This is a genomic window from Reyranella sp. (assembly GCF_965227665.1).
In the GTDB taxonomy this organism is placed as follows: Bacteria; Pseudomonadota; Alphaproteobacteria; order Reyranellales; family Reyranellaceae; genus Reyranella.
Genome location: NZ_OZ245767.1, coordinates 4,587,448 through 4,609,255 on the forward strand (window position 1 = coordinate 4,587,448; position 21,808 = coordinate 4,609,255).

The 21,808-nt window shown below is 66.8% G+C and carries 20 protein-coding genes; 12 read left to right on the top strand and 8 right to left on the bottom strand.

The window, feature by feature from the left end; translation table 11 throughout:
* Positions 1-30 precede the first annotated feature (30 nt).
* The 5 genes from ACO07I_RS22165 to ACO07I_RS22185 all read left to right on the top strand — a co-directional run bounded on the left by ACO07I_RS22165 (position 31) and on the right by ACO07I_RS22185 (position 7,505).
* Complete coding sequence (locus ACO07I_RS22165; protein WP_422011188.1) at positions 31-1,893, top strand: AMP-binding protein; 1,863 nt, start codon at positions 31-33, stop codon at positions 1,891-1,893.
* Between the two features lie 202 nt (positions 1,894-2,095).
* Positions 2,096-4,870 carry a phosphoenolpyruvate carboxylase gene (gene ppc, locus ACO07I_RS22170; protein ID WP_422011190.1) on the top strand — a complete coding sequence of 925 codons (2,775 nt, stop codon included), beginning with the start codon at positions 2,096-2,098 and terminating at the stop codon, positions 4,868-4,870.
* An 88-nt stretch (positions 4,871-4,958) separates the two neighbouring features.
* Entirely contained in the window at positions 4,959-5,369 is a 411-nt protein-coding gene (locus ACO07I_RS22175) for a nuclear transport factor 2 family protein (protein ID WP_422011191.1), read from the top strand.
* A 112-nt stretch (positions 5,370-5,481) separates the two neighbouring features.
* Entirely contained in the window at positions 5,482-6,360 is an 879-nt protein-coding gene (locus tag ACO07I_RS22180) for an SDR family NAD(P)-dependent oxidoreductase (RefSeq protein ID WP_422011193.1), read from the top strand.
* Entirely contained in the window at positions 6,357-7,505 is a 1,149-nt protein-coding gene (locus ACO07I_RS22185; protein ID WP_422011195.1) for a DSD1 family PLP-dependent enzyme, read from the top strand. Before ACO07I_RS22180 ends, ACO07I_RS22185 begins: the two co-directional genes overlap by 4 nt.
* Before the next feature lie 49 nt (positions 7,506-7,554).
* On the opposite strand, the gene ACO07I_RS22190 is transcribed toward ACO07I_RS22185, so the two are convergent.
* Positions 7,555-8,775, bottom strand: a complete 1,221-nt coding sequence (locus ACO07I_RS22190; RefSeq protein WP_422011197.1) for an MFS transporter — start codon at positions 8,773-8,775, stop codon at positions 7,555-7,557.
* Positions 8,775-9,902, bottom strand: coding sequence for a CaiB/BaiF CoA transferase family protein (locus ACO07I_RS22195; RefSeq protein ID WP_422011199.1), 1,128 nt, complete (start codon positions 9,900-9,902; stop codon positions 8,775-8,777). Before ACO07I_RS22195 ends, ACO07I_RS22190 begins: the two co-directional genes overlap by 1 nt.
* A 140-nt stretch (positions 9,903-10,042) precedes the next feature.
* Between ACO07I_RS22195 and ACO07I_RS22200 the strand changes: the two genes are divergently transcribed.
* Positions 10,043-11,254 (top strand): CaiB/BaiF CoA transferase family protein, encoded by a 1,212-nt coding sequence (locus tag ACO07I_RS22200; protein ID WP_422011201.1) that lies wholly within the window; start codon positions 10,043-10,045, stop codon positions 11,252-11,254.
* Here ACO07I_RS22200 and ACO07I_RS22205 read toward each other — a convergent pair.
* A complete protein-coding gene (locus ACO07I_RS22205) occupies positions 11,251-11,721 on the bottom strand; it encodes a DUF2867 domain-containing protein (protein ID WP_422011203.1) in 471 nt (156 codons plus the stop codon). The genes ACO07I_RS22200 and ACO07I_RS22205 overlap by 4 nt on opposite strands.
* Before the next feature lie 121 nt (positions 11,722-11,842).
* Positions 11,843-12,511, bottom strand: coding sequence for an OmpW/AlkL family protein (locus ACO07I_RS22210; RefSeq protein WP_422018350.1), 669 nt, complete (start codon positions 12,509-12,511; stop codon positions 11,843-11,845).
* A gap of 253 nt (positions 12,512-12,764) precedes the next feature.
* Between ACO07I_RS22210 and ACO07I_RS22215 the strand changes: the two genes are divergently transcribed.
* Genes ACO07I_RS22215 through ACO07I_RS22235 form a run of 5 tightly spaced genes read left to right on the top strand, consistent with a single transcriptional unit; the run spans position 12,765 to position 18,206 of the window.
* Entirely contained in the window at positions 12,765-13,961 is a 1,197-nt protein-coding gene (locus tag ACO07I_RS22215) for an acyl-CoA dehydrogenase family protein (protein ID WP_422011205.1), read from the top strand.
* Entirely contained in the window at positions 13,962-15,158 is a 1,197-nt protein-coding gene (locus tag ACO07I_RS22220; protein WP_422011207.1) for an acyl-CoA dehydrogenase family protein, read from the top strand.
* Between the two features lie 40 nt (positions 15,159-15,198).
* Complete coding sequence (locus ACO07I_RS22225) at positions 15,199-16,341, top strand: acyl-CoA dehydrogenase family protein (RefSeq protein WP_422011209.1); 1,143 nt, start codon at positions 15,199-15,201, stop codon at positions 16,339-16,341.
* A gap of 33 nt (positions 16,342-16,374) precedes the next feature.
* Positions 16,375-17,334, top strand: a complete 960-nt coding sequence (locus ACO07I_RS22230) for an AEC family transporter (protein ID WP_422011211.1) — start codon at positions 16,375-16,377, stop codon at positions 17,332-17,334.
* 23 nt (positions 17,335-17,357) lie between these two features.
* On the top strand, positions 17,358-18,206 hold the full coding sequence (locus ACO07I_RS22235; RefSeq protein ID WP_422011213.1) for a TauD/TfdA dioxygenase family protein: 849 nt from the start codon (positions 17,358-17,360) through the stop codon (positions 18,204-18,206).
* 13 nt (positions 18,207-18,219) lie between these two features.
* On the opposite strand, the gene ACO07I_RS22240 is transcribed toward ACO07I_RS22235, so the two are convergent.
* From ACO07I_RS22240 to ACO07I_RS22255, 4 genes are all read right to left on the bottom strand, one after another.
* Complete coding sequence (locus ACO07I_RS22240; protein WP_422011215.1) at positions 18,220-18,732, bottom strand: DUF992 domain-containing protein; 513 nt, start codon at positions 18,730-18,732, stop codon at positions 18,220-18,222.
* Between the two features lie 66 nt (positions 18,733-18,798).
* A complete protein-coding gene (locus ACO07I_RS22245; RefSeq protein ID WP_422011217.1) occupies positions 18,799-19,665 on the bottom strand; it encodes a phytanoyl-CoA dioxygenase family protein in 867 nt (288 codons plus the stop codon).
* 102 nt (positions 19,666-19,767) lie between these two features.
* Positions 19,768-20,289, bottom strand: coding sequence for a hypothetical protein (locus tag ACO07I_RS22250; protein ID WP_422011219.1), 522 nt, complete (start codon positions 20,287-20,289; stop codon positions 19,768-19,770).
* Positions 20,290-20,341: 52 nt separating this feature from the next.
* On the bottom strand, positions 20,342-21,064 hold the full coding sequence (locus ACO07I_RS22255; RefSeq protein WP_422018352.1) for a sulfite exporter TauE/SafE family protein: 723 nt from the start codon (positions 21,062-21,064) through the stop codon (positions 20,342-20,344).
* A gap of 135 nt (positions 21,065-21,199) precedes the next feature.
* Here ACO07I_RS22255 and ACO07I_RS22260 point away from each other — a divergent pair, with 135 nt between their 5' ends.
* Positions 21,200-21,718, top strand: coding sequence for a sigma-70 family RNA polymerase sigma factor (locus ACO07I_RS22260; RefSeq protein WP_422011221.1), 519 nt, complete (start codon positions 21,200-21,202; stop codon positions 21,716-21,718).
* Positions 21,719-21,808 lie beyond the last annotated feature (90 nt).

Here is a 21,808-nt window from a genome sequence, read left to right on the forward strand (position 1 = left end):
TCGACAGAACAGGCGCCGGGGAGAACGTCGTTGGACAGTGTAATGCAAGTTCCGTTCAAGCCCATCGATTTCCTGAGCCGCGACATCAAGGTCGAGCGGCGCGACGACGGCACGGTGGTGCTGCAGTCGAACCACCAGTTGAGACCCTATGCGCCCCATGTGCCGGCGCTGCTCGCCAGGTGGGCGGCCGAAGTGCCCGATCGCCTGTGGCTGGCGCAGCGCCGCGGCCCGGCGCGCGAATGGCTGAAGCTCACCTATGGCGAGTGCAAGCGTCAGGTCGATTCGGTCACGCAGGCGCTGCTCGACCGCGGCTTCGGCCCCGACAGGCCGGTGATGATCCTGTCGTCGAACTCGATCGAGTTCGCGCTGCTGACCATGGCCGCCATGCAGGCGCGGGCGCCCGTGGCGCCGGTCTCGCCGGCCTATTCGGTGATGAGCCAAGACCACGCCAAGCTGAAATACGTCTTCGACCTCATCAAGCCCGGCCTGGTCTTCGTTCAGAACGGCGAGATCTATGCACGCGCCCTGGCGGCGCTCGATCTCGAAGGCGTGCTGCTGGTCCATGTCGACAAGGCGCCGCCCGGGATGCCGTCGCTGCCGTGGACCGACCTCGTGGCGACCCAGGCGACGGACGCGGTCGCCAGGTCGATCGACGCCATCGGGCCCAAGACGATCGGCAAGTTCCTGTTCACCTCCGGCAGCACCGGCATGCCCAAGGCGGTGATCAACACCCAGGAGATGATGTGCGCCAACGTCGCCATGATGAGCATGGCGCGCGTGCGCAAGGCGAGCGACGCCGCGCCGGTCATGCTCGACTGGCTGCCGTGGAACCATACGATGGGCGGCAACGCGACCTTCCAGGGCAACCTGAACGAAGGCGGCACGACCTATATCGACGACGGCAAGCCGCTGCCCGGCCTGTTCGACGAGACGCTGCGCAACCTGCGCGAAGTTTCCCCGACATCGTTTTCCAACGTGCCGGCCGGCTACGCCATGCTCGCCACGGCGCTGGAGAAGGACGAGGCGCTGGCCGGGCGCTTCTTCGCCAACATCAGCGTGCTGTCCTATGGCGGGGCGACGCTACCGGGCGACCTCTACGAGCGCATGGAGGCGCTGGCGGTCAAGCACACCGGCTATCGCATTCCCTTCGTCACCGGCTGGGGCGCCACGGAGACGGCCCCGACGGCGACCAGCGTGCACTGGGCCTCGGAGCGCGTGGGGCTGGTGGGCCTTCCCTATCCCGGCGTGCAGCTGAAGATGGTGCCGACCGGCGCGGCGGGGCGCTACGAGCTGCGGCTGAAGAGCGTGATCGTGACGCCCGGCTACTACAAGCAACCCGAGCTCACGGCCCAGATGTTCGACGAGGAGGGCTTCTACAGGATCGGCGACGCCGGGCGCTTCGTCGATCCGGAGGATCCGAGCCAGGGCATCATCTTCGACGGACGCGTGGTCGAGGATTTCAAGCTGACCAGCGGCACCTTCGTGCTGGTCGGCACCCTGCGCACGACCGCCATCGCCGCCGCCTCGCCCGTGCTGCAGGACGCCGTCGTCTGCGGCCAGGACCGCGAGTATGTCGGCCTGCTGGGCTTCCCCAACGTGGCGGCCTGTCGACAGCTCGCCGGCGACACCGGCGCGCAGCTGCCGCTGGCTGAGCTGCTGGCCCATCCCGCCGTCGTCGGCACGCTGAAGGAAGGCCTCGCGAAGATGAACGAAGAAGGCCGCGGTTCGTCGATGCGGGTGAAACGGGTCCTGCTGATGACCGAGCCGCCGCAGGTCGACGGCCAGGAGATCACCGACAAGGGTTACATCAACCAGCGCGCGACGCTTGAGCGCCGCAAGGCGCTGGTCGAGAAACTCTATGCCGGCGGCGAGGGCGTCATAGAGGTGGTCTAAGAGGCCGCTGAAAGGGCCGGAACCCGGCCGATAATCGAAACAAACGAAATAAACGAAACAATCGAAGCGAAGGTTGCACCCCCTGAATCCACTGTCCTGGTGAGCGTCTCCGGAGCAAAATTGCTGGTCGGTGCTTTAAAAAAACCTGTTTCAACAGCCTGTCGGACCGTGCGTGGTTTTTGACGGGAGCGAAGGACAGTCCATGGACCAGATCGAAACGCCCAATCGGGAAGCGGCCCGGAAGGACGTGCCACTGCGCTACGACACGCGGCTTCTCGGGCGCATCCTCGGCGAGACGGTGCGCGACCAGGAAGGCGACGCCGTGTTCGACCTGGTCGAGCATATCCGGCGCACGGGGGTGCTGTTCCATCGCGATGCCGACGAGGCGGCACGGCAGGAGCTGCAGGCCACCATGAGCGGGCTGCCGATGGATCGGGCGGTTCGCATCATCCGTGCCTTCGGACATTTCTCCCATCTGGCCAACATCGCCGAGGACCAGCACCACATCCGGCGCACGCGGGCCCTCGCCATCGCCAAGGCGCCGCCGGCACAGGGCACGATGGCCTATGCGCTCGGCCGTGCCGCCCGGGCCGGCATTCCCCGCGAGCGGTTGCAGGGCTTCTTCGCCCACGCGCTCTGCAGCGCCGTCCTGACGGCCCATCCGACCGAGATCCGGCGCAAGAGTTCGATCGATCGCGAGATGGAGATCGCGCGGCTGCTGGACGAGCGCGACCGGGTCGAGTTCACGCCGGAGGAGCTGCGGGCCAATCGCCGGGCGCTGCGCCGCGCCGTGCTCACCCTTTGGCAGACCAGCATCCTGCGCGACACCCGCCTGCGGGTGATCGACGAGGTCGCCAACGGGCTCGCCTATTACGACCATACGTTCCTGCGCGCGCTGCCGATCTTCTATGCCGATCTCGAGGACCGGCTCGGGAGCATCGAGGCGGCCTGGCAGGGCGTCGAGGTGCCGTCCTTCCTACGCATGGGAAGCTGGATCGGCGGCGATCGCGACGGCAATCCCTACGTCACCGCGGATGTCACGCGCCAGACGCTCACCCTGCAGAGCCAGCGGGCGCTGCGCTTCTATCTCGAGGAGTTGCATCGGCTGGGCAGCGAGCTGTCGCTCGACGGCCGCATCGTGCCCGTCTCGGACGGGTTGCGCGCGCTGGTCGAAAGCTCGGCCGACCGCGCCCCGGAGCGCAAGGACGAGCCCTACCGGCGCGCCATCGTCGGCATCTATGCGCGGCTGGCCGCCACCGCCTGGTCGCTCGACGGGCTGGAGCCGCCGCAGGCGCCGGTCGGCCCGGCGCCCGCTTACGAGACGGTGGAGGATCTGAAAGCGGACCTCGACACGCTCTACCGGTCGCTGGCGGAGAATGGCTCGGCGGACCTGGCGCGCGGACGCCTGCGCTCGCTGCGGCGCGCCGTCGACGTCTTCGGCTTCCATCTGGCGTCGCTCGACCTGCGACAGAATTCCGACGTGCACGCGCGCGTTATGGCCGAACTCGTGGCGGCCACCGGAACCGGCATCGACTATGCCGCGCTCGACGAGGCGGGGCGCGTCGATTTTCTGGTCGCCGAACTCGGCAACATGCGGCCGCTCGCCTCGCCCTATCTTTCCTACGGCGACGAAACGGCCGCCGAGCTGGACCTGCTGCGGGTGGCAGCCGATTCGCACCGGCGCTACGGCCGCGCTGCCATGCCCAACTACGTGATCTCGAAGGCCGACAGCGTCTCCGACATCCTCGAAGTGGCCGTGCTGCTCAAGGAAGGCGGGTTGCTCGATCCGCGCGCGGGGCGTCTCGACGTCGACATCGTGCCGTTGTTCGAGACCATCGGCGATCTGCAGCGCTGCGGACGGATCATGGACGAGCTACTCGCCCTGCCGGCCTATCGCCGCCTGCTCGCGTCGCGCGGCGACACCCAGGAAGTCATGCTGGGCTACTCCGACAGCAACAAGGACGGCGGCTATCTCACCTCGACCTGGGAGCTCTACAAGGCGGAACTGGTCCTGATCGAGACCTTCCGGCGCCACCAGGTCGGGCTGCGCCTGTTCCATGGTCGCGGCGGTTCGGTCGGCCGCGGCGGCGGGCCGAGCTACGACGCCATTCTGGCGCAGCCGCCCGGCGCCGTGCAGGGCGCCATCCGCATCACCGAACAGGGCGAGGTGATCGCCGGCAAGTATTCCAATGCCGAGGTCGGGCGGCGCAATCTCGAAACCCTGGCCGCCGCCACGCTGGAGGCCTCGCTGCTCGATGCCGACCGGCCGCCGCCGCCCGCCGACTATCTCGCCGTCATGGAGGATCTGTCGGCGCACGCCTTCCGCGCCTATCGCGACCTCGTCTACGAGACAGAGGGCTTCGACCGGTACTTCCGCGAATCGACCGTGCTGGACGAGATCGCCTCGCTCAACATCGGCAGCCGCCCGGCCTCGCGCTCGAAGAAGCAGGGCATCGAGGACCTGCGTGCGATTCCCTGGGTGTTCAGCTGGGCGCAGTGCCGCCTGATGCTGCCCGGCTGGTACGGCTTCGGCGCAGCGATCGAGGCGTGGATCGCCGCGCGGCCGGCCGACGGCCTGGCGATGCTGCAGGAGATGCACGACAACTGGCCGTTCTTCCGCACCATCCTGTCAAACATGGACATGGTGCTGGCCAAGAGCGACATCGCCATCGCCTCGCGCTATTCCGAGCTGGTGACAGACACGGCGCTGCGCGAGCGGGTTTTCGCCCGCGTGAAGCAGGAGTGGCGGGCGTCGATCGACGCGGTCTGCGCCATCACGCGGCAGAAGACGTTGCTGGAACTCAACCCGCTGCTGGCGCGCTCGATCCGCAACCGCTTCCCCTATATCGACCCGCTGAACCACGTGCAGATCGAGCTGCTGCGACGCCACCGCGCCGGCGATCCCGACCCCGCGGTCGTGCAGGGCATCCACCTCAGCATTAACGGCATCGCCGCCGGCCTGCGCAACAGCGGCTAGACCGGGCGGTTTCCTGCTCGCGGGTAAGTGTTGTTGTCGATTTCTGCAACCTTGGGTACGGTCTTCTTGCCCAAGAGGGAGCAAGCCGATGACAGACCGTCACCAGATCGAAACCAAGATCAAGGCCTTGTGGAATGCACGCTTGCGAGAAGATATCGATGGTACGTTGAAGGACCTGTCCGACGATGCGGTGTTCGAGGTCAACGCGCGCGGCACCGGCGCCCCCGGCCTGTGCGCGCCGGTCGTCGGCAAGCCCGCGATCCGCGAGGCCGTGCGAGAGCTGTTCGCGACCTGGGATTTCAAGGACTGGAAAGCCATCGACCTCCTGATCGACGGAGAGATGGCAATGGTGCGCTGGTCCGCCAGGGTCGTCTGCACGCCGACAGGGAAGTCCGACATCTTCGACAGCTACGATCTGATAAAGTTCCGCGACGGTAAGATTGTCGATTACCGTCAGGCCACGGACACGGCCATGCTGATGAGATTGGCCACGGCCTGATCGGCACGCGGCACCTCGACGCCCGCCGCGGCAAACGTCGTGGGGCGGCGAAACGTCAGGCTTGCCTCGCGATGCCGGCGACACCACCATGGCATCGGAGGGGCAAATCGACATGAATCGACTGGCGGGAAAGGTGGCCATCGTCACGGGGGGCGCGAGCGGCATGGGGCGCGCGACCGTGATGCGCTTTCTTGCCGAGGGCGCGAAGGTGCTGGTGGCCGACCTCAACGAGGCCAATGGCGCGGAGACGCTGGCCGTCGCCAAGGCGCAGGGCCACGGCGGATCTGCCGCTTTCGTGCGCTGCGACGTCTCGAAGGAGAGCGATGTCGCGGCAATGGTTTCCGAGGCCAGGAGTCGGTTCGGCCGTCTCGACATCGCCTACCTCAATGCCGGCGTCGGCGGCGCCTTCGGGCCGATCGCCGAAACGAGTGTCGAGGACTGGGATTATACGTTCGCGGTGCTGACGCGGTCGGTGTTCCTCGGCATGAAGCACGCTTCGCAGGCGATGAAGGAACAGGGTGACGGGGGCGTGATCCTGGTAACGGCCTCGATCGCCGGCATGGTGGGCGGTGGCGGCAGTCACGCCTATTCGGCGGCAAAGGCGGCCTGCATCAGCTTGATCGAGAACGTCGCGACGGAACTGGGCTCGGATCGCATCCGCGTGGTCGGCATCGCGCCCGGCGTCATCTCGACGCCTCTGGTCCATCGCGGCCGGCCCGACAAATACGAGAAGCAGTTCGGCCAGCAGCCCTGGCCCGAGCGCGGGGAGCCCGAGCATATCGCCGACGTCGCGACTTTCCTCGCCTCCGACGAGGCGCGTTTCATCACCGGCGAGACGGTGAAGGTGGATGGCGGCCTGCTGGCCCAGGGCGTCGCGCTCTGGGGCACCGGCGCCGACAACACCTTCATGAAGAGCGCCGGCGTCAACCGCGGCACGACCGGCGAAGCCATGGTCGTCCGCACTTTGCAAACCGAAGGACAGAAGAAATGACAAGCGAAGCCGAGCACCTGCACGGACATCTCATCGGACAGCAGGGCTCACGGCGCTCCTTGAACTCGCCGGCCCTCGTGCTCGATCTCGAGATGCTCGACCGCAACATCGCGGAAATGGCGTCGTTTGCGAAGGCGCATAACGTCAACCTGCGGCCGCATTCGAAGACCCACAAGTCGGCCGACATCGCGCGCCGGCAGATGGCGGCGGGCGCTCTGGGCGTCTGCTGCGCCAAGCTGGGCGAAGCCGAGGCGCTGGGCGAGGCCGGCATCCAGAGCCTGCACATCACCTCGCCGGTGGTGACGTCGCAGGCGATCCAGCGGCTCGTCGAGCTCAATGCCAAAGTCTCCGACCTGATGCTGGTGGTCGACCATCCCGCCAATGCCGAGGCGCTGGCCGCCGCGGCCGCAAAGGCCGGCAAGCCGCTCACCGTGATCGTCGACATCGATCCCGGCATCCACCGCACCGGCACGGCCTCGCCCGAGGCCACGGTCGAGCTGGTGCAGAAGATCGCCAACTTCAGGTCGCTCGCCTATGCCGGCGTCCAGTTCTACTGCGGAAGCCACCAGCACATCGTCGACTTCAAGGAGCGCACCGCGCAGATCAAGGAGCGCACGGAGTATCTGCAGGGAATCCTGGCGAAGCTGGAAGAGGCGGGGCTGAAGCCCGGCATCGTCACCGGCTCGGGCACCGGCACGCATTACATCGACGCCAAGCTCGGCGTCTTCACCGAGCTCCAGGTCGGGTCCTACGTGTTCATGGACCACGACTACAACGTCTGCGACCTGCGCGGCCTCGACAAGCCGACCTTCGAGCAGGCGCTGCAGATCGACTCGCGCGTGGTCAGCGCGAACACGCCGGGCATGGTGACGGTCGATGCCGGGCTCAAGGCGATGGCCACGGAAAAGGGACCGCCGATGATCCTGAAGGGCGCCGTGGAGGGCGCGACCACCCGCTTCATGGGCGACGAGCATCTCGCGGTGATCGCGCCGAAGGGCCAGGAGGCGCCCAAGCTCGGCGAGCTGGTCGTCCTGACGCCGCCGCACTGCGACCCGACCGTGAACCTCTACGAGAGCTACCACGTGGTGAAGGGCGACACCCTGGTCGAGATCTGGCCGGTCACGGCGCGCGGCCGGTCGCGCTGAGAGACAAAGGTCCCTCGCTGCGCTCGAGATGACAATTAAGAAACAGGTGTCATCCCGAGCGCAGCGAGGGACCTTTCGCTTCGGGGTGCCCCACCAGCAGCCCGCCCTTCCACGTCCGCGCGAGCAGCAGCAGCGCGCACATTCCGAGGGCGCTGACGACGGTCATCCCTAAGAACGCGCGCTGGCCGTACTCGGAATAGAGGATGCCGGAGAACTGATAGACCACGGCCTGGGTGGCGCCGGTGCCCAGCGCGTAATAGAGGCTCTGACCGATCGCCGCGCCATGGGTCGGCAGGGCGCGCTGCAGGAAGGCCATGGCGCCCAGATGGCAGGCGGCAAAGGTGCAGGAGTGCAGCGCCTGCAGCAGGACCAGCGCCCACAGCTCGGTCGTGAAGGCCATGCCCGTCCAGCGCACCAGGCCGGCGGCGAGGCCGAGGCCGATCAGGCCGCAGACACCGAGCTTCGCCAGCAGCCAGCCGCCGAACAGCATCAGCACGATCTCGATGGCCACGCTCTCGGCCCACAGCGCGCTGATGGTGACGTCGGGGATACCGGCGCCGCGCCACGTCAGGGTGCCGAAACTGTAGAGGACCGAATGGCTGGCCTGGCAGAGGCCGCAGGCCAGCAGGAACAGCAGGAAGGGCGGCTGCCGCAGCAGCTCGGACACGCGGAACGAGGTGTGCTCTGGGCCGGTGGCGGCGGCGCGCGGCGGCGTTGCCGGCAGCAGCAGCGCGAACGGCGCCAGCAGCACGATGCTCGCCATGCCGACATAGAGCACCCAGGGCGGGCCGTAGCGGTCGACGGCGATGCCCGCGAGAAAGGTGCCGAAGATGAACGCGACTGAGCTCCACATGCGGACGCGCGCATAATCGAGCCCATGCTTCTTGGTCTCGGTTACCAGCACGCCATCGTAGAGCGGCATGGGCGGCGACCACAGGAAGCCCCAGATCATCGTGACCACGAAGATCGCGAGGAACGAATAGGAGAACTGGTAGGCGACCATCATCACGATGGCGCCGATCCCCAGCGCCACGATGACGCCGCGCGGGCCGGCCAGGCGGTGGACGACCCAGCCGACCGAGAGTGTGGCGATCACGGTGACGATCTGGCGCGACATGAACAGCGTGCCGATCTCGGTGTCGCTGACCCCTCGGTCGCGCAGCCAGACCGGCCAGTAGCTCATGAAGGCGCCGGCGGCGAAGAAGTAGGCGGCGCCATAGGCCGCGAGCCTTGCTCCCCGGAGCAGGCGGCCCGTCGGCCGGTCGGACATCAGGCGGCGAACTCCTTGCGGATCGCCTCGCTGTGCTGGCCGAGCGACGGCACGTCGCCCAGCCGCTCGGGCTCGCCGGTATAGGAGGCGGCCAGCGCCGGGATCGAAACGTCCTTGCCGTCGATCGAGTTGAAGCCGGTGCGGCGCAGCTGCGGATGCGTCGTCAGGTCCTTCACGCTGCTGACCCGCGCCCAGGCGATCTGCGCCGCCTCGAGGCGGGCCGAGAGATCGGCGAAAGTCTGCGACGCGAAGCTCTTGGCCACGATGGCGTTGGTCTCGTCGCGCCGCGCGTTGCGCGCCTTGCCGGTCGCGTAGTCGGGATCCTTCTCGAGGCCGGGCCGGTCGATGACGCCGTGGCACAGACGCTCGAACTCACGGTCGTTCTGGATCGAGATCAGCACCGGCACCTTGTCGGAGGTCGGATAGACGCCATAGGGCGCGATGAACGGGTGCGTGAGGCCCAGCCGCGGCCATTCGTAGTTGGAATATTCCATGCCGAGCAGCGGCACGGTCATCCACTCGGCCATCGAGGAGAAGAGCGACACCGAGATGGCGCGGCCCTCGCCGGTGCGGCCGCGGGCGATCAGCGCCTCCAGCACGGCGGCATGGGCATACATGCCGGTGCCGATGTCGGTGGCCGAGATGCCGACCCGGCCCGGCGCATGCTCTGTGCCGGTGATCGACGCGAGCCCGCTCTCGGCCTGCACCAGCAGGTCGTAGGCGCGGCGGTTCTTGTAGGGGCCATGGTCGCCGTAGCCCGAGATGTCGACGGTGATCAGCTTCTTGTGGGCGGCCCGCATGGCGGCGGAGCCGAAGCCCGCGCGCTCGGCCGCGCCCGGCGCCAGGTTCTGGATCAGCACGTCGGCTTTGCCGATCAGCCGGTGCAGCAAGGCGAGGTCGTCCTTGGCCTTGAAGTCGAGGGTGAGGGACTGCTTGCCGCGGTTCAGCCAGACGAAATAGCTCGACTGGCCGTGCACATAGCCATCGTAGCCGCGGGCGAAGTCGCCCTCGGGCCGCTCGATCTTGATGACGCGGGCGCCGGCATCCGCCAGCCGGGCGGCGCAATAGGGAGCGGCCACGGCCTGCTCGACACTCACCACCAGCAGACCGTCCAGCGCTCCAGCCATCACGAGACCCCAATTTCCAGAAATGCCCCGCGCATCGCACCGCGAAGCGCTGGGAGGAGGTGTTACTGTAGGACTACCATTTCGCAAAGGGCGATGGCACGGTCACGGCAAGATCAAAACGTCATAGCGGGGACGAGGAAATGCCGGGACCATTGCAGGGCGTGCGGGTGATCGATCTGACGGCGGTGCTGCTGGGGCCGTTCGCCACGCAGCATCTCGCCGACATGGGCGCCGACGTGATCAAGGTCGAGCCGCCGGAAGGCGACCTGCTGCGCGCCTCGGGCGGCAGCCTCGGCAACGCACCGGCCATGGGCCCGATCTACATGGCGGCCAATCGCAACAAGCGATCGATCTGCCTCGACCTCAAGAAGCCCGCCGCCTGCGCCGTCCTGAAGGACATGATCAAGGACGCCGATCTCTTCATCCACAATAGCCGGCCGCAGGCGATCGAGCGGCTGGGCCTGGGCTACGAGGACCTGAAGAAGATCAATCCGTCGATCATCTATGCCTATTCGCTGGGCTATGCGCGCAAGGGCCCCTACGGCCACAAGCCGGCCTTCGACGACTTGGTGCAGGGCGTCTCGGGCGCCGCCTCGCTGCAGAGCCGGGTGGACGGCCTGCCGCCGCGCTTCATGCCGAGCCTGATCGCCGACAAGACGACCGGGCTGCATCTTTGCATCGCCGTGCTGGGCGCGCTCTACCACCGCAAGTGCACGGGCGAGGGGCAGATGATCGAGGTGCCCATGCTCGAGACCCTAGCCTCGTTCTGGCTGACCGAGCATCTGTTCGGCGCCACCTGGAACCCCGAGCGCGCGCCGATGGGCTACGATCGCATCATCAACAAGTTCCGCCATCCCTTCCCGACGCAGGACGGCTACATCTGCGCACTCCCCTATACCGATGCGCACTGGATCAAGTTCTTCGAGCTGGCGGAACGTCCCGACCTCGCCCGGGAGAAGAGGTTCGTCGACCGCATGGAGCGCGCCAAGCATTTCAGCGAGCTCTACCAGGTGCTGGCCGAGTTGCTGAAGCATCGCCCGACCCAGGAATGGCTCGACATGTTCGACGAAGCCGACATTCCCGCCATGCCGGTGCGCACGCTCGAGGAGCTGAAGGACGACCCGCACCTCAAGGCCACAGGGTTCTTCACCGAGCGCGAGCATCCGACCGAGGGCCCGATCACCACCTTCGCCAGTCCGCTCGACTTCGAGAAGACCAAGGTCGAGTTCCGCCGCCACGCCCCGCAGATCGGCGGCGACGGCGTCGAGGTCCTGCGCGAGGCGGGCCTGAGCGACGAGACGATCGAGAAGCTCAAGGCGGACAAGGTGCTGATCGTGCCGGCGGAACGCTAGAAGCGGCGGCGTAGGCGGCGCAGCGCGTCGGTCACGACCAGAATGTGGAAGGGCAGGATCGCCGCGAGATAGAGGCGGCCCAGCAGGTTGTGGCAGCGCACGACCGTCGTGGCGACGAGCGTCCCGTCGGTGCGGCGCACGAGCACCGAAACGCGAAAGTCGAGATGGCGGTCGTCGGCGCCCAGGACGATCTCGTCGGCCGAGCGCGACAGGACAGGGAAGAACGCGATGTGCTCACCGGCCTCCAGGGCGTGCGAGGCTTTGACGCCGAACAGCGTCATCACCCGATCGCGGATCGCCAGCAGGATTGTGAACCACACGGGCGGGTCGGCGAAGAGCAGGGTAGCGAGGGTGTCGACATCGGTCGGCGCACCCGGCGGCAGGGTGACGGCAAAACTGTCGGTCAGGCTGGCCCCGGGATACCATTCACGGAGGCGGCTCTCGACGGGCGGGGCGATACGGCTCATGGGATGGAATATGGCAACGGGTCCCGGAGAGAACTCCGGGACCCGCTGTCGCGGGACGATTCGTCCTGCGCGAAATCGGCCTGAGCGATGCCACTATCGATCGAGCCGTCGCCCGATGGGCCTAGAACCTGTAGGTCACGCCGGCGCCTATGATCCACGGATCGATGACCGCCGTCCCGCTCACCGGGATGGTGCCGTTGACCGTGGCATTGTAGGTCGGGCGCAGGATGTACTTCTTGACGTCGAAATTCACGCCCCAGTGTTTGTCGAACATGTAGTCGAAGCCGACCTGGATGGCGCCGCCGACGGTATTGTTGAGGCTGAGGTTCGTGACCCCGAGCCCGTTGGTCGGCGTATAGCCGGCGCTCTGACCGAAGAAGATCGTGTAGTTCAAGCCGATGCCGATATAGGGCTTGAAGGCTCCGAAATCGGTGAAGTGCCATTGCGCCAGCAAGGTGGGCGGCAGGAGCCACGCCCTGCCTATGTTGGTGTTCGCCAGGGCGCCGGTACCCGTGATGTTGTGAGGCGTGACGCCCAGAATGAGTTCAGCCGCGACGTTGCGCGTGACGAAGTAGCTGATGTCGAGTTCGGGGACGATCGAGTTGCCGATGGACAGGCCGGAATTCGGCGTCGAAAGCGCCGGGACGCCCTGCACGTTCACCGTGCTCCCCGACGAGGCCGGAAGCACGCCCAGCGCGCGGACGCGGACCTGCCAGGGACTCTGACTCTCGGTATCGTCGGCTTTGGCTGCTTGCCCAAATGAGCAAGCCATGAGGGCTGCCGCAACCATCGCGCCAGCCACCGAAACTCTCTGCATTCGTACTCTCCCGCTTTACGCTGGAAGAAGTGAACGCCATTACGGAGAGTAGGGACTTGACCTGGATCAATGGTTGCAAGGCTGCGGCGGTGACGTGGGATTTTCTTACGGAAAGCCGTTCCGCATCTCGGCGTGGACACTCGCCAGTCGATTTAACGGCGCTTGTCCCCGTCGGCCTCGTGGCTAAACTCCGGCCAAATCGAAAATGCCTCCACGGGAGGGGAACATGGACCTCGCTTTCACGCCTGAAGAACAGAAATTTGCCGATGAAGTGCGCACTTTCGTGCGCGCCAACCTGCCGGCCGACGTGCGCGACAAGGTGAAGAACGGCAAGCACCTGATCCGCGACGACTACATGCGCTGGCAGCAGGCGCTCGGGAAGAAGGGCTGGCTGGTCTACACTTGGCCCAAGAAGCATGGCGGCCCGGGCTTCACGCCGGCCCAGCGCTACATCTTCGAGAACATCTGCGCCGAGGAATACGCGCCGGGCATCATCCCGTTCGGCACCAAGATGGTCGGACCGGTGATCTACACGTTCGGCACCGAGGCGCAGAAGGAGAAGTATCTCCCGGCGATCCGCGAGAGCACCGTCTGGTGGTGCCAGGGCTATTCCGAGCCGGGTTCGGGCTCCGACCTCGCGAGCCTGCGCACCAAGGCGGAGAAGGACGGCGACCACTACATCGTCAACGGGTCGAAGACCTGGAACACGATGGGTCACTGGGCCGACTGGATCTTCTGCCTGGTGCGCACCGATTCGAAGGCCAAGCCGCAGGAAGGCATCTCGTTCCTGCTGATCGACATGAAGACGCCGGGCATCACGGTGAAGCCGATCATCATGGCCGATGGCGGCCACGAGGTGAACGAGGTCTTCTTCGACAACGTCAGGGTCCCGGTCGAGAACCTGGTCGGCAAGGAGAACGAGGGCTGGACCTGCGCCAAGTTCCTGCTGGCCAACGAGCGGCTGGGCATCGCCGCGGTGCCGCAGTCCAAGCGCGGCGTCGAGGCGCTGAAGGACATCGCCCGCGCCGAGCAGGACAACGGCAAGCCCCTGATCGAGAACCAGGCCTTCGCCGAGAAGATCGCCGATCTCGAGATCCAGGTGACCGCGCTCGAATTCACCGAGTTGCGGGTGCTGTCGCAGATGGCGCAGGGCGGCCAGCCCGGTCCCGAAGTCTCCGGCCTCAAGATCCGCGGCTCGGAGATCCAGCAGCGCATCACCGAACTCACGATGGAAGCGGTCGGCGAATATTCCGCACCGTACCTGCCGGGCCTGCTGTGGCAAGGCACGAACGAGGAGCCGGTCGGTCCCGACTACGCCCACTTGGCCGCGCCGCGCTACTTCAACACGCGCAAGACCACGATCTACGGCGGCAGCAACGAGATCCAGAAGGGGATCATCAGCAAGATGGTGTTGGGGCTCTAGATGGATCTGTCGCTCAAGCCGGAACACAAGGCGTTCGCCGAAGAAGTGCGGGCGTTCGCGCGCGAGAACCTGTCGCCCGCGACCCGCGAGAAGACCTTCTCCGGCAAGCATTACGACCGCGACGACCACATCGTGTGGCAGAAGGCGCTCGGGAAGAAGGGCTGGCTCGCCTACACCTGGCCGAAGAAGTACGGCGGCCCGGGCTGGGACGTGACGCAGCGCTTCCTGTTCGAGAACGTGCTGGCGGAGGAGGGTGCGCCGCGCATCCTGCCGTTCGGGCCGAAGATGGTCGGGCCGGTGATCTACACGTTCGGTACCGAGGAGCAGAAGGAGCGCTTCCTGCCGGGCATCCGCAGCTCCGAAGTCTCGTGGTGTCAGGGCTATTCCGAGCCGGGCGCCGGTTCCGATCTCGCCAATCTGCGCACCCGCGCGGTGAGGGAAGGCGACCATTACATCGTGAACGGCCAGAAGACCTGGACCTCGTTCGCGCATTGGGGCGACTGGATCTTCTGCCTGGTGCGGACCAATCCGGACGGCAAGCCGCAGGAGGGCATCTCCTTCCTGTTGATCGACATGAAGACACCGGGCGTGACGGTGCGGCCGATCATCATGACCGACGGCGCCCATCATGTGAACGACGTGTTCCTCGATAACGTGAAGGTCCCGGTCGAGAACCTGATCGGCAAGGAGAACGAGGGCTGGACCTGCGCCAAGTTCCTGCTGGCCAACGAGCGGCTGGGCATCGCCGAGGTCCCGTCCTCCAAGCGCGGCGTCTCGATGCTGCGCCAGATCGCCCGCATCGAGCCGCAGGACGGCGGCACGCTGGCCGACGATCCGGCTTTCACGGCGCAGATCGCCGACATCGACCTGCAAGTCCAGGCGCTCGAGATGAGCGAGCTGCGCGTGCTCTCGACCATGGCCCAGGGCGGCGCGCCCGGGCCTGAGGTCTCGACGCTCAAGGTGCGCGGCTCGGAGATCCAGCAGCGCATCGCCGAGCTCACCATGGAGGCGGTGGGCGAGTACGCCCAGCCCTACCAGCCTGGCATGCTGTTCCACGACACGAATGAAACACCGATCGGGCCCGACCACGCCCCGCCGGCCGCGCCGCGCTATTTCAACATGCGCAAGACCAGCATCTACGGTGGCAGCACCGAGATTCAGAAGAACATCGTCTCGAAGATGGTGCTGGGCCTCTGACGGGGGCTATAACCGCATCCAAGAATTCCGGAGGAGAAACATGGATCTGTCCCTTTCCGACGAACAGAAGCAGCTGCAGGAATCGGCCGAGCGCTTCGCCCGTGAGAAGTACACGTTCGAGAACCGCCGCAAGATCGTGGCGACCGAGCGTGGCTGGCTGCCCGAGAACTGGGCGCAGTTCGCCGAGCTGGGCTGGCTCGGCATGTCCTTCTCGGAGGAGGATGGCGGCTACGGCGGCGGCCCGATCGAGACGATGATCGTCATGGAACAGTTCGGTAAGGGCCTCGTCCTCGAGCCGTTCCTGCCGACGGTGGTGCTGGGCGGCGGCATGATCGCCCGCGCGGGTTCCGCCGATCAGAAGGCCGCCCTGCTGGCGCCGATGATCGAGGGCAAGAAGCAGTTCGCCTTCGCCTGGCTGGAGCGCCAGAGCCGCTACAACCTGGCCGACGTGTCGCTGAAGGCGACCAAGGAAGGCAACGGCTGGTCGCTCTCGGGCCACAAGGGCGTGGTCTACAACGCAGCCTCCGCCGACGAGATCATCGTGCTGGCCCGCACCGCCGGCTCGGCGCGCGAGCCCAAGGGCCTGACGCTGTTCGTGGTCGATGCCAAGGCCAAGGGCCTGTCGCGTCGCGACTATCCGACCCAGGATGCGCTGCGCGCCTCCGAATTGACCTTCGACAAGGTCTCGGTCGGTGCCGACGCGGTGCTGGGCAAGGTCGATGACGCCCTTCCGACCGTCGAAGAGGCGGTGGATCGCGCCATCGTGGCGCTCTGCGCCGAGGCCACCGGCTGCATGGACGCCATCAACGCCGCGACGCTCGAGTACATCAAGACCCGCAAGCAGTTCGGCGTGGCGATCGGCAAGTTCCAGGTGCTGCAGCACCGCATGGTCGACTGCTTCACCAACGCGCAGGAAGCGCGCTCGATGACCCTGATGGCCTCGCTCAAGATCGACGACAAGGATCCGACGGTGCGCGCCAAGGCCGCCTCGGGCGCCAAGGTCCAGATCGGCAAGTCGGGCAAGTTCTGCGGCCAGAGCGCGGTGCAGATGCACGGCGGCATGGGCGTCACGGACGAGATGGCGGTCAGCCACTATTTCAAGCGGCTGACGATGATCGACCTGATGTTCGGCAACCAGCAGCATCACCTGACGCGCTACAGCAACCTCGCGATGGCGGCTTAGGCGCATTCACATGCGCCGGCGCGTTCATAGTTTATGAGCGCGATCATCGACATCATCGTGCCGGTGTTCGGCATGGTGCTGGTCGGCTGGGTGATCGGCCGCAGCAAGCTCCTCAGTCCCGAGGGCTTGCGCGGCTTCACCGCCGTCACCTTCTACGCCCTGTTCCCCGCGCTGCTCTTCCGCTCGATGGCCAAGGTGCGGCTGGAGACGCTCGAGCCGCAGGTGCTGCTCGCCTTCTTCAGCGGCGTCATGGTCCTCTACGGCATGCTGATGGTGCTGGGCCGGATGCAGGGTCTGCGTCTGGGCGACCGCGCCATGTTCGCCCTGAGCGGCTCCTTCTCCAACGGCGTCGGCATCGGCATTCCGTTCATAAGCTACGGTTTCGGCGAGCAGGGGCTGGTGCCGCTGCTGATGATCATCAGCGTGCATTCGCTGATCCTGCTCACCTTCACGTGTTTCCTGATGGAGATGGACGGGGCCGGCGGCCGGCACGGCACCGTGCTGAAGCGCCTGGGCGGGGCGGCGCTTTCGATGCTGAAGCATCCGGTGATCCCGGCGATCTTCGCCGGCCTGCTGTGGGGCGAGATCACCACCCATGTTCCAGGAATCGCGACGCCGGCGGTGATCGACCGCATTCTCCAGGCCCTTGCCGCCGCGGCGCCGCCCTGCGGCCTGATCATGGTCGGCGCCTCGCTCGCCCATGTCGGCCTGAAGGGGCACTGGCAGTCGGCGGCCGTGGCGTCGGTCTTCAAGCTCGCGCTGCTGCCGGTGCTGGTCTGGACCATCGGTCGCTACGTCTTCCCGCTCGATCCGCTATGGCTCACCGTTGCCACCTTGAATGCCGCCCTTCCGGCCGGCGCCAACGTCTACCTGATCGCCCAGATGTACGGAGTCGGGGTCGCGCGCGCGACCAACGCCGTGGTGATCTCGACCGCCGCCAGCGTCTTCACGCTGTCCGTGGCGCTGTTGTTGCTCGGGGTGCAGCCGCGGTAGGCTCGAAGATCGGAGGTTGGCCCATGACGTACGAAACGGTTCAGGTGCGCGAGCTCGAGGGCGGGTGCGGTGCCGAGGTGCTGGGGCTCGATCTCAAGTCGATGAGCAATCGGCAGTGGGACGAGGTGCAGCGCGCCTTCGTCGAGCATGGCGTGATCTTCTTCCGCGACCAGGCGCTGACCCCCGAGCAGCACATCGAATTCGCGCAGCGCTGGGGCCAGATCGACATCAACCGCTATTTCACGCCCGTCGCCGGCTATCCGCAGATCGCCGAGGTGCGCAAGGAGCCGCAGCAGCAGAAGAACATCGGCGAGCGCTGGCCTACCGATCACACCTACGACCAGATCCCCGCCATGGGCTCGATCCTGGTGGCGCGGGAACTCCCGTCGAAGGGCGGCGACACGCTGTTCTCCAACGTTTATCGAGCCTTCGAGACGCTGTCGGAAGGCCTCAAGAAGACGCTGCGCGGCCTCAACGCCGTGCACTCCTCGGCGCACCGCTTCGGCGCCGCCGCGCGCAAGGCGAGCGGCAGCGACATCGTCTTCCACAATGCCGACCAGGTGGGCGACGTGCTGCACCCGGTGGTGATCCGCCATCCGCTGAGCGGCCGCGAGGCGCTCTACGTCAATCCGGATTTCACCCTGCACTTCGAGGGCTGGAGCGTCGAGGACAGCAACCCGCTGCTCGAGTATCTCTACGCGCACGTGACGCGGGGCGACTTCACCAGCCGCTTCCAGTGGCGCGACGGCTCGATCGCCTTCTGGGACAACCGCGCCACCTGGCACAGCGCGCAGAACGACTATCAGGGCGAGCGGCGCCTGATGCATCGCATCACCGTCGCCGGCTGCGCGCTGCAGGCGGCGACGGCTTAGCCGGTCTGGAAGTCTACGGCTTCAGGCGGAGCGTCATGGCGGCGACGCCGGTCGCCAGATTGTAGCCGGCATCCTTCACGACGCCCGAGGCCAGCATGCCGATCTCGGCGTTCGGGCCGCCATAGATCCAGTTGCCGCCGGCTTGGTTGCCGGCCGCGACCGTGCCCTGCTCGCCGACATAGGTGCCGCTCAGCTGGGTGGGGCCGCGGTCAGATCCCAGCGAATAGACACGCCAGATCGTGTGCACGGCCTTGGTGTAGCCGATGTCGATGCCGACCTTGTCGATCGTGCCGGTGTACTGCGCCGTCGAGACGCCGTCCTTGCCCAGGAACACGCAGTCCAGCGGCTTGGCCGAACCCAGGATGTAGCCGGTGCTGCCGCCGACGTTGCAAGTCAGCGAGCCGATGTAGATGCGCGAATTGGCATTGGTGGTGTTGAGCTGCTGCGCGCTCGACTGCTGCAGGCTGCAGGCGCCGGTCGACAGGGCGAGGGCGGCCAGCGCGGCCGTCATGACGACGTTCTTCATAGACACTCCTTCAGGGGGAGGGCCGCCCACAGGCGCGCCCGTCCGGGAGACAGCCACTACCACGACTCAAGGCGTGGCGCCCGTCATCACCGCTTCCTGGTCCTCGGGAGCGTAGTAGAAGTCGCCGGGCCTGAAATCGTGGCCGAGGTCGCCCAGCAGCCGGCGCTGGCGCGGCGTGCAACGGTCGAGCATCGCCGCATAGGGGCCGCTGAAATCGTAGGCCCGCATGAACATCTGGCAGTAGTTGTAGAGCAGCGTCTTGCGCGCCTTGCCGGAATGGTTGGGCGAGGGCCCGTGCCACAGCGCGTGCGGGAAGACGTAGGCGTCGCCCGCCTTGCCGAGCAGCGGCACGGCGCCCGGCATGCCGGGGTGGGGGATGCGCTCGGCGCGCTCGGGGAAGGGCCGCAGATGGCTGCCGGGGAACACCGTGAAGTTGCCACTGTCCGGGCCAGTCACGTCCGTCAGCAGATACATGACCTTCACCGCCAGCGGCCGGCTGGTCTCGCTGACGCGGATCGCCTTCTGGGCCTGGCCGCCATCGGTGTGGGTGTAGCCCGGGAAGGTGTCGGTCGAGGCGCGCACGATCGCCTGGCTCATCGAGAACTGGATGTAGGGGCCCATCAGGTCGAGGATCAGATCGAAGATCGCCGGCCGGTCGATCAGGTCGATGAAGGCCTGGTGGTAGGGCAGCAGGTCGCGCCGGTCCATGAACGCGTCCTTGTTCTGGTCGGGCAGCTTCCACGCATAGTGGCCGCGCGGCAGTGCTCCCGGCGCGGGCTCATAGCCCGGCTCGGTGCGCACTTTGTCGTCGAGCAACTTCGAAAAGAAATCCACTTCGGCCGGGGACAGCGCGCCTTCGATCTGCAGGTAGCCATCGACGGCCCACTGCTCGCGCTGTGCCTCGGTGAGTGTGCGCGTGGTGTTGGCCAGCATGCGTTCCTCCCTGGAAGCCTGCTGCCAGCCTAGCGCGGTCCGCCGCCCGTGTCGGCGGCGGCCTCTCGCCTGGCGGCCGGGCGAGGTGTGCCCGGAAGAGGCCTAGCGGGCGTCGCGCTTCGCCTGGACGCGCGCGCCCTGCTTGCGGACGCTGCCGCGCACCGATCCCGGCACGTGGTTCTCGACGGCGACGCGCGCCTTGCCGCGAACGACCTTGGCGGGGCCCTTGGCCTTCGCCGGGGTCTTGGCCGTCTTGGCCTTCTGCTTCAGCGCCAGCGCCTTCTTCGCGCTGGCGACCAGCTCGGCCTTCGCCTTGATCTCGCCGCGGCGCGCCGTCTCCGTCTCGATGCGAGCCAGCGCCGCCGAGAGGACCTCGAGCTTCACCATGGATCCCTCGTCGGCCTTCGGCGGCGTCGCGCCGCGCGGGCGCGCCTTGCCGCGCATCTCGCGGCGCTGCCGGTCGGCCACCGTGCGCGCGCGGTCGCGGCGCGTGCGCAACCGCTTCACCAGCCGGTTGAGCTCGGTGTCGCTGAGCGAGCGCGCGGCGCGCACGCCCGCCATCGCCACCAGCTCGCGCTCGCTCTCGGTGAGGGCCCGCAGTTCCTGCTTCTTCGTGATTGCCATGGTTGGTCTCCTTGAAGGGGAGTCCCTCCTTGCCAATCAATTTCGCGCGCGTCTACCGCAGCGCCTGCCAAAGAAGCGCGATGCCAGACACCGCCATCACGATGTCGAGCATGTACTGGAACGCGGCGACGCTCAGGCGTTCGACGATCAGGCGCGCGAGATAGGTACCGGCCATCACCGAGGAGCCGGTGATCAACCCCTTCACCACGATGTCCGTCGGCAGCGCGCCGAATGCCTGGAAGGTTATGGCCTTGCTGATGTACAGCGCGAGCGAGCCCGCGGCTTCGGTGGCGATGAAGGCGCCTTTGACGAGTCCGTGCGCGGCGAAGGCGGGCACGCTGAGCGGTCCGGTCGAGACCACGATGCCGGTCAGGAAGCCGATCACGATGCCGGCCGCGAACATGCCGCCATAGCCCAGCACGACGTTGCGCCGGGCGAGCCAGCGCCGGCCCGGGATCATGGCGAGGAAGAAGATACCGAGCGCGATCTCGACGGTGTTCTCGGGCAGCGCCAGCAGGGTGCGGGCGCCCAGTGCCGCGGCGGGGATGCCGCCCAGCGCGTAGGCCGCGGAGGCACGCCAGTCGATCTCGCGCCACCACGCGGTGATCTTGGCGAAGTTCGACATCAGCGCGACCACCGCCATGATCGGCACCGCCTCGCGCGGCCCGAAGACCATGACCAGCACCGGCAGCAGGATCACCGTGGCGCCGGTCCCGACGATGCCGCTCACCGTCCCGGCGATGAATCCGACGAACAGGACGAGGGCGTAGCTCAGCATCGTGTCTCCAACCTCGTCTGCACGGGCAACGAGGTGCGCGCTCTTACCGGGATTCTCCGCGCCACGCGATGATTCTTGCCGCGCATGTCCAGCGAGGCTTATAAGGCGATTTGCGAATAGTTCGCAACTGGAGTGCGGAGCTTGGGTGGCGAGCCGACGGCCTTGGTATTGTACGCGGCGCATCGACATGCGTTGACGAGCTATGCGAGCGGTATCGTCGGCGATCATGCGCGCGCCGAGGATGTCGTCCAGGAGGCGTGGCTCCGTTTCGTCTCGGCGATGGCCAAGGGCCCGCTGGAAGAGCCGGTCGGCTATCTCTATCGCATCGTGCGCAACCTCTCGGTCGACTGCCGCCGCCGCATGGCGCGGGAACGCGTGGTCGGCAGCGAGAACCTGTCCGAAGCGGAATCGCTGGCCGACGGCCTGGCATCGCCCGAGATACAGGCTTCGGCGCGGCAGGATATCCGCCGCCTGATCGAGGCGATGGAGGAACTGCCCGAGCGGACCCGCATCGCCCTCGAGATGCGGCGCATCGAGGGCTGCAAGCTCAAGGAAATTGCGGCCCGCCTGGGCGTGTCGGTGCCGGTTGCCTACCAGATCGTGGCCGAGGGGCTGGCGCATTGCCACCGCCGGCTGAAGGCAGACCGGTAGGCCAAAAGCTTTGCAAAAATTTTCGACCGCCGCAGCGTCTAGTGTGACGTGGGCGTGTGGATGCCCTGAAATCGGTGGCCCTTCTGGCCA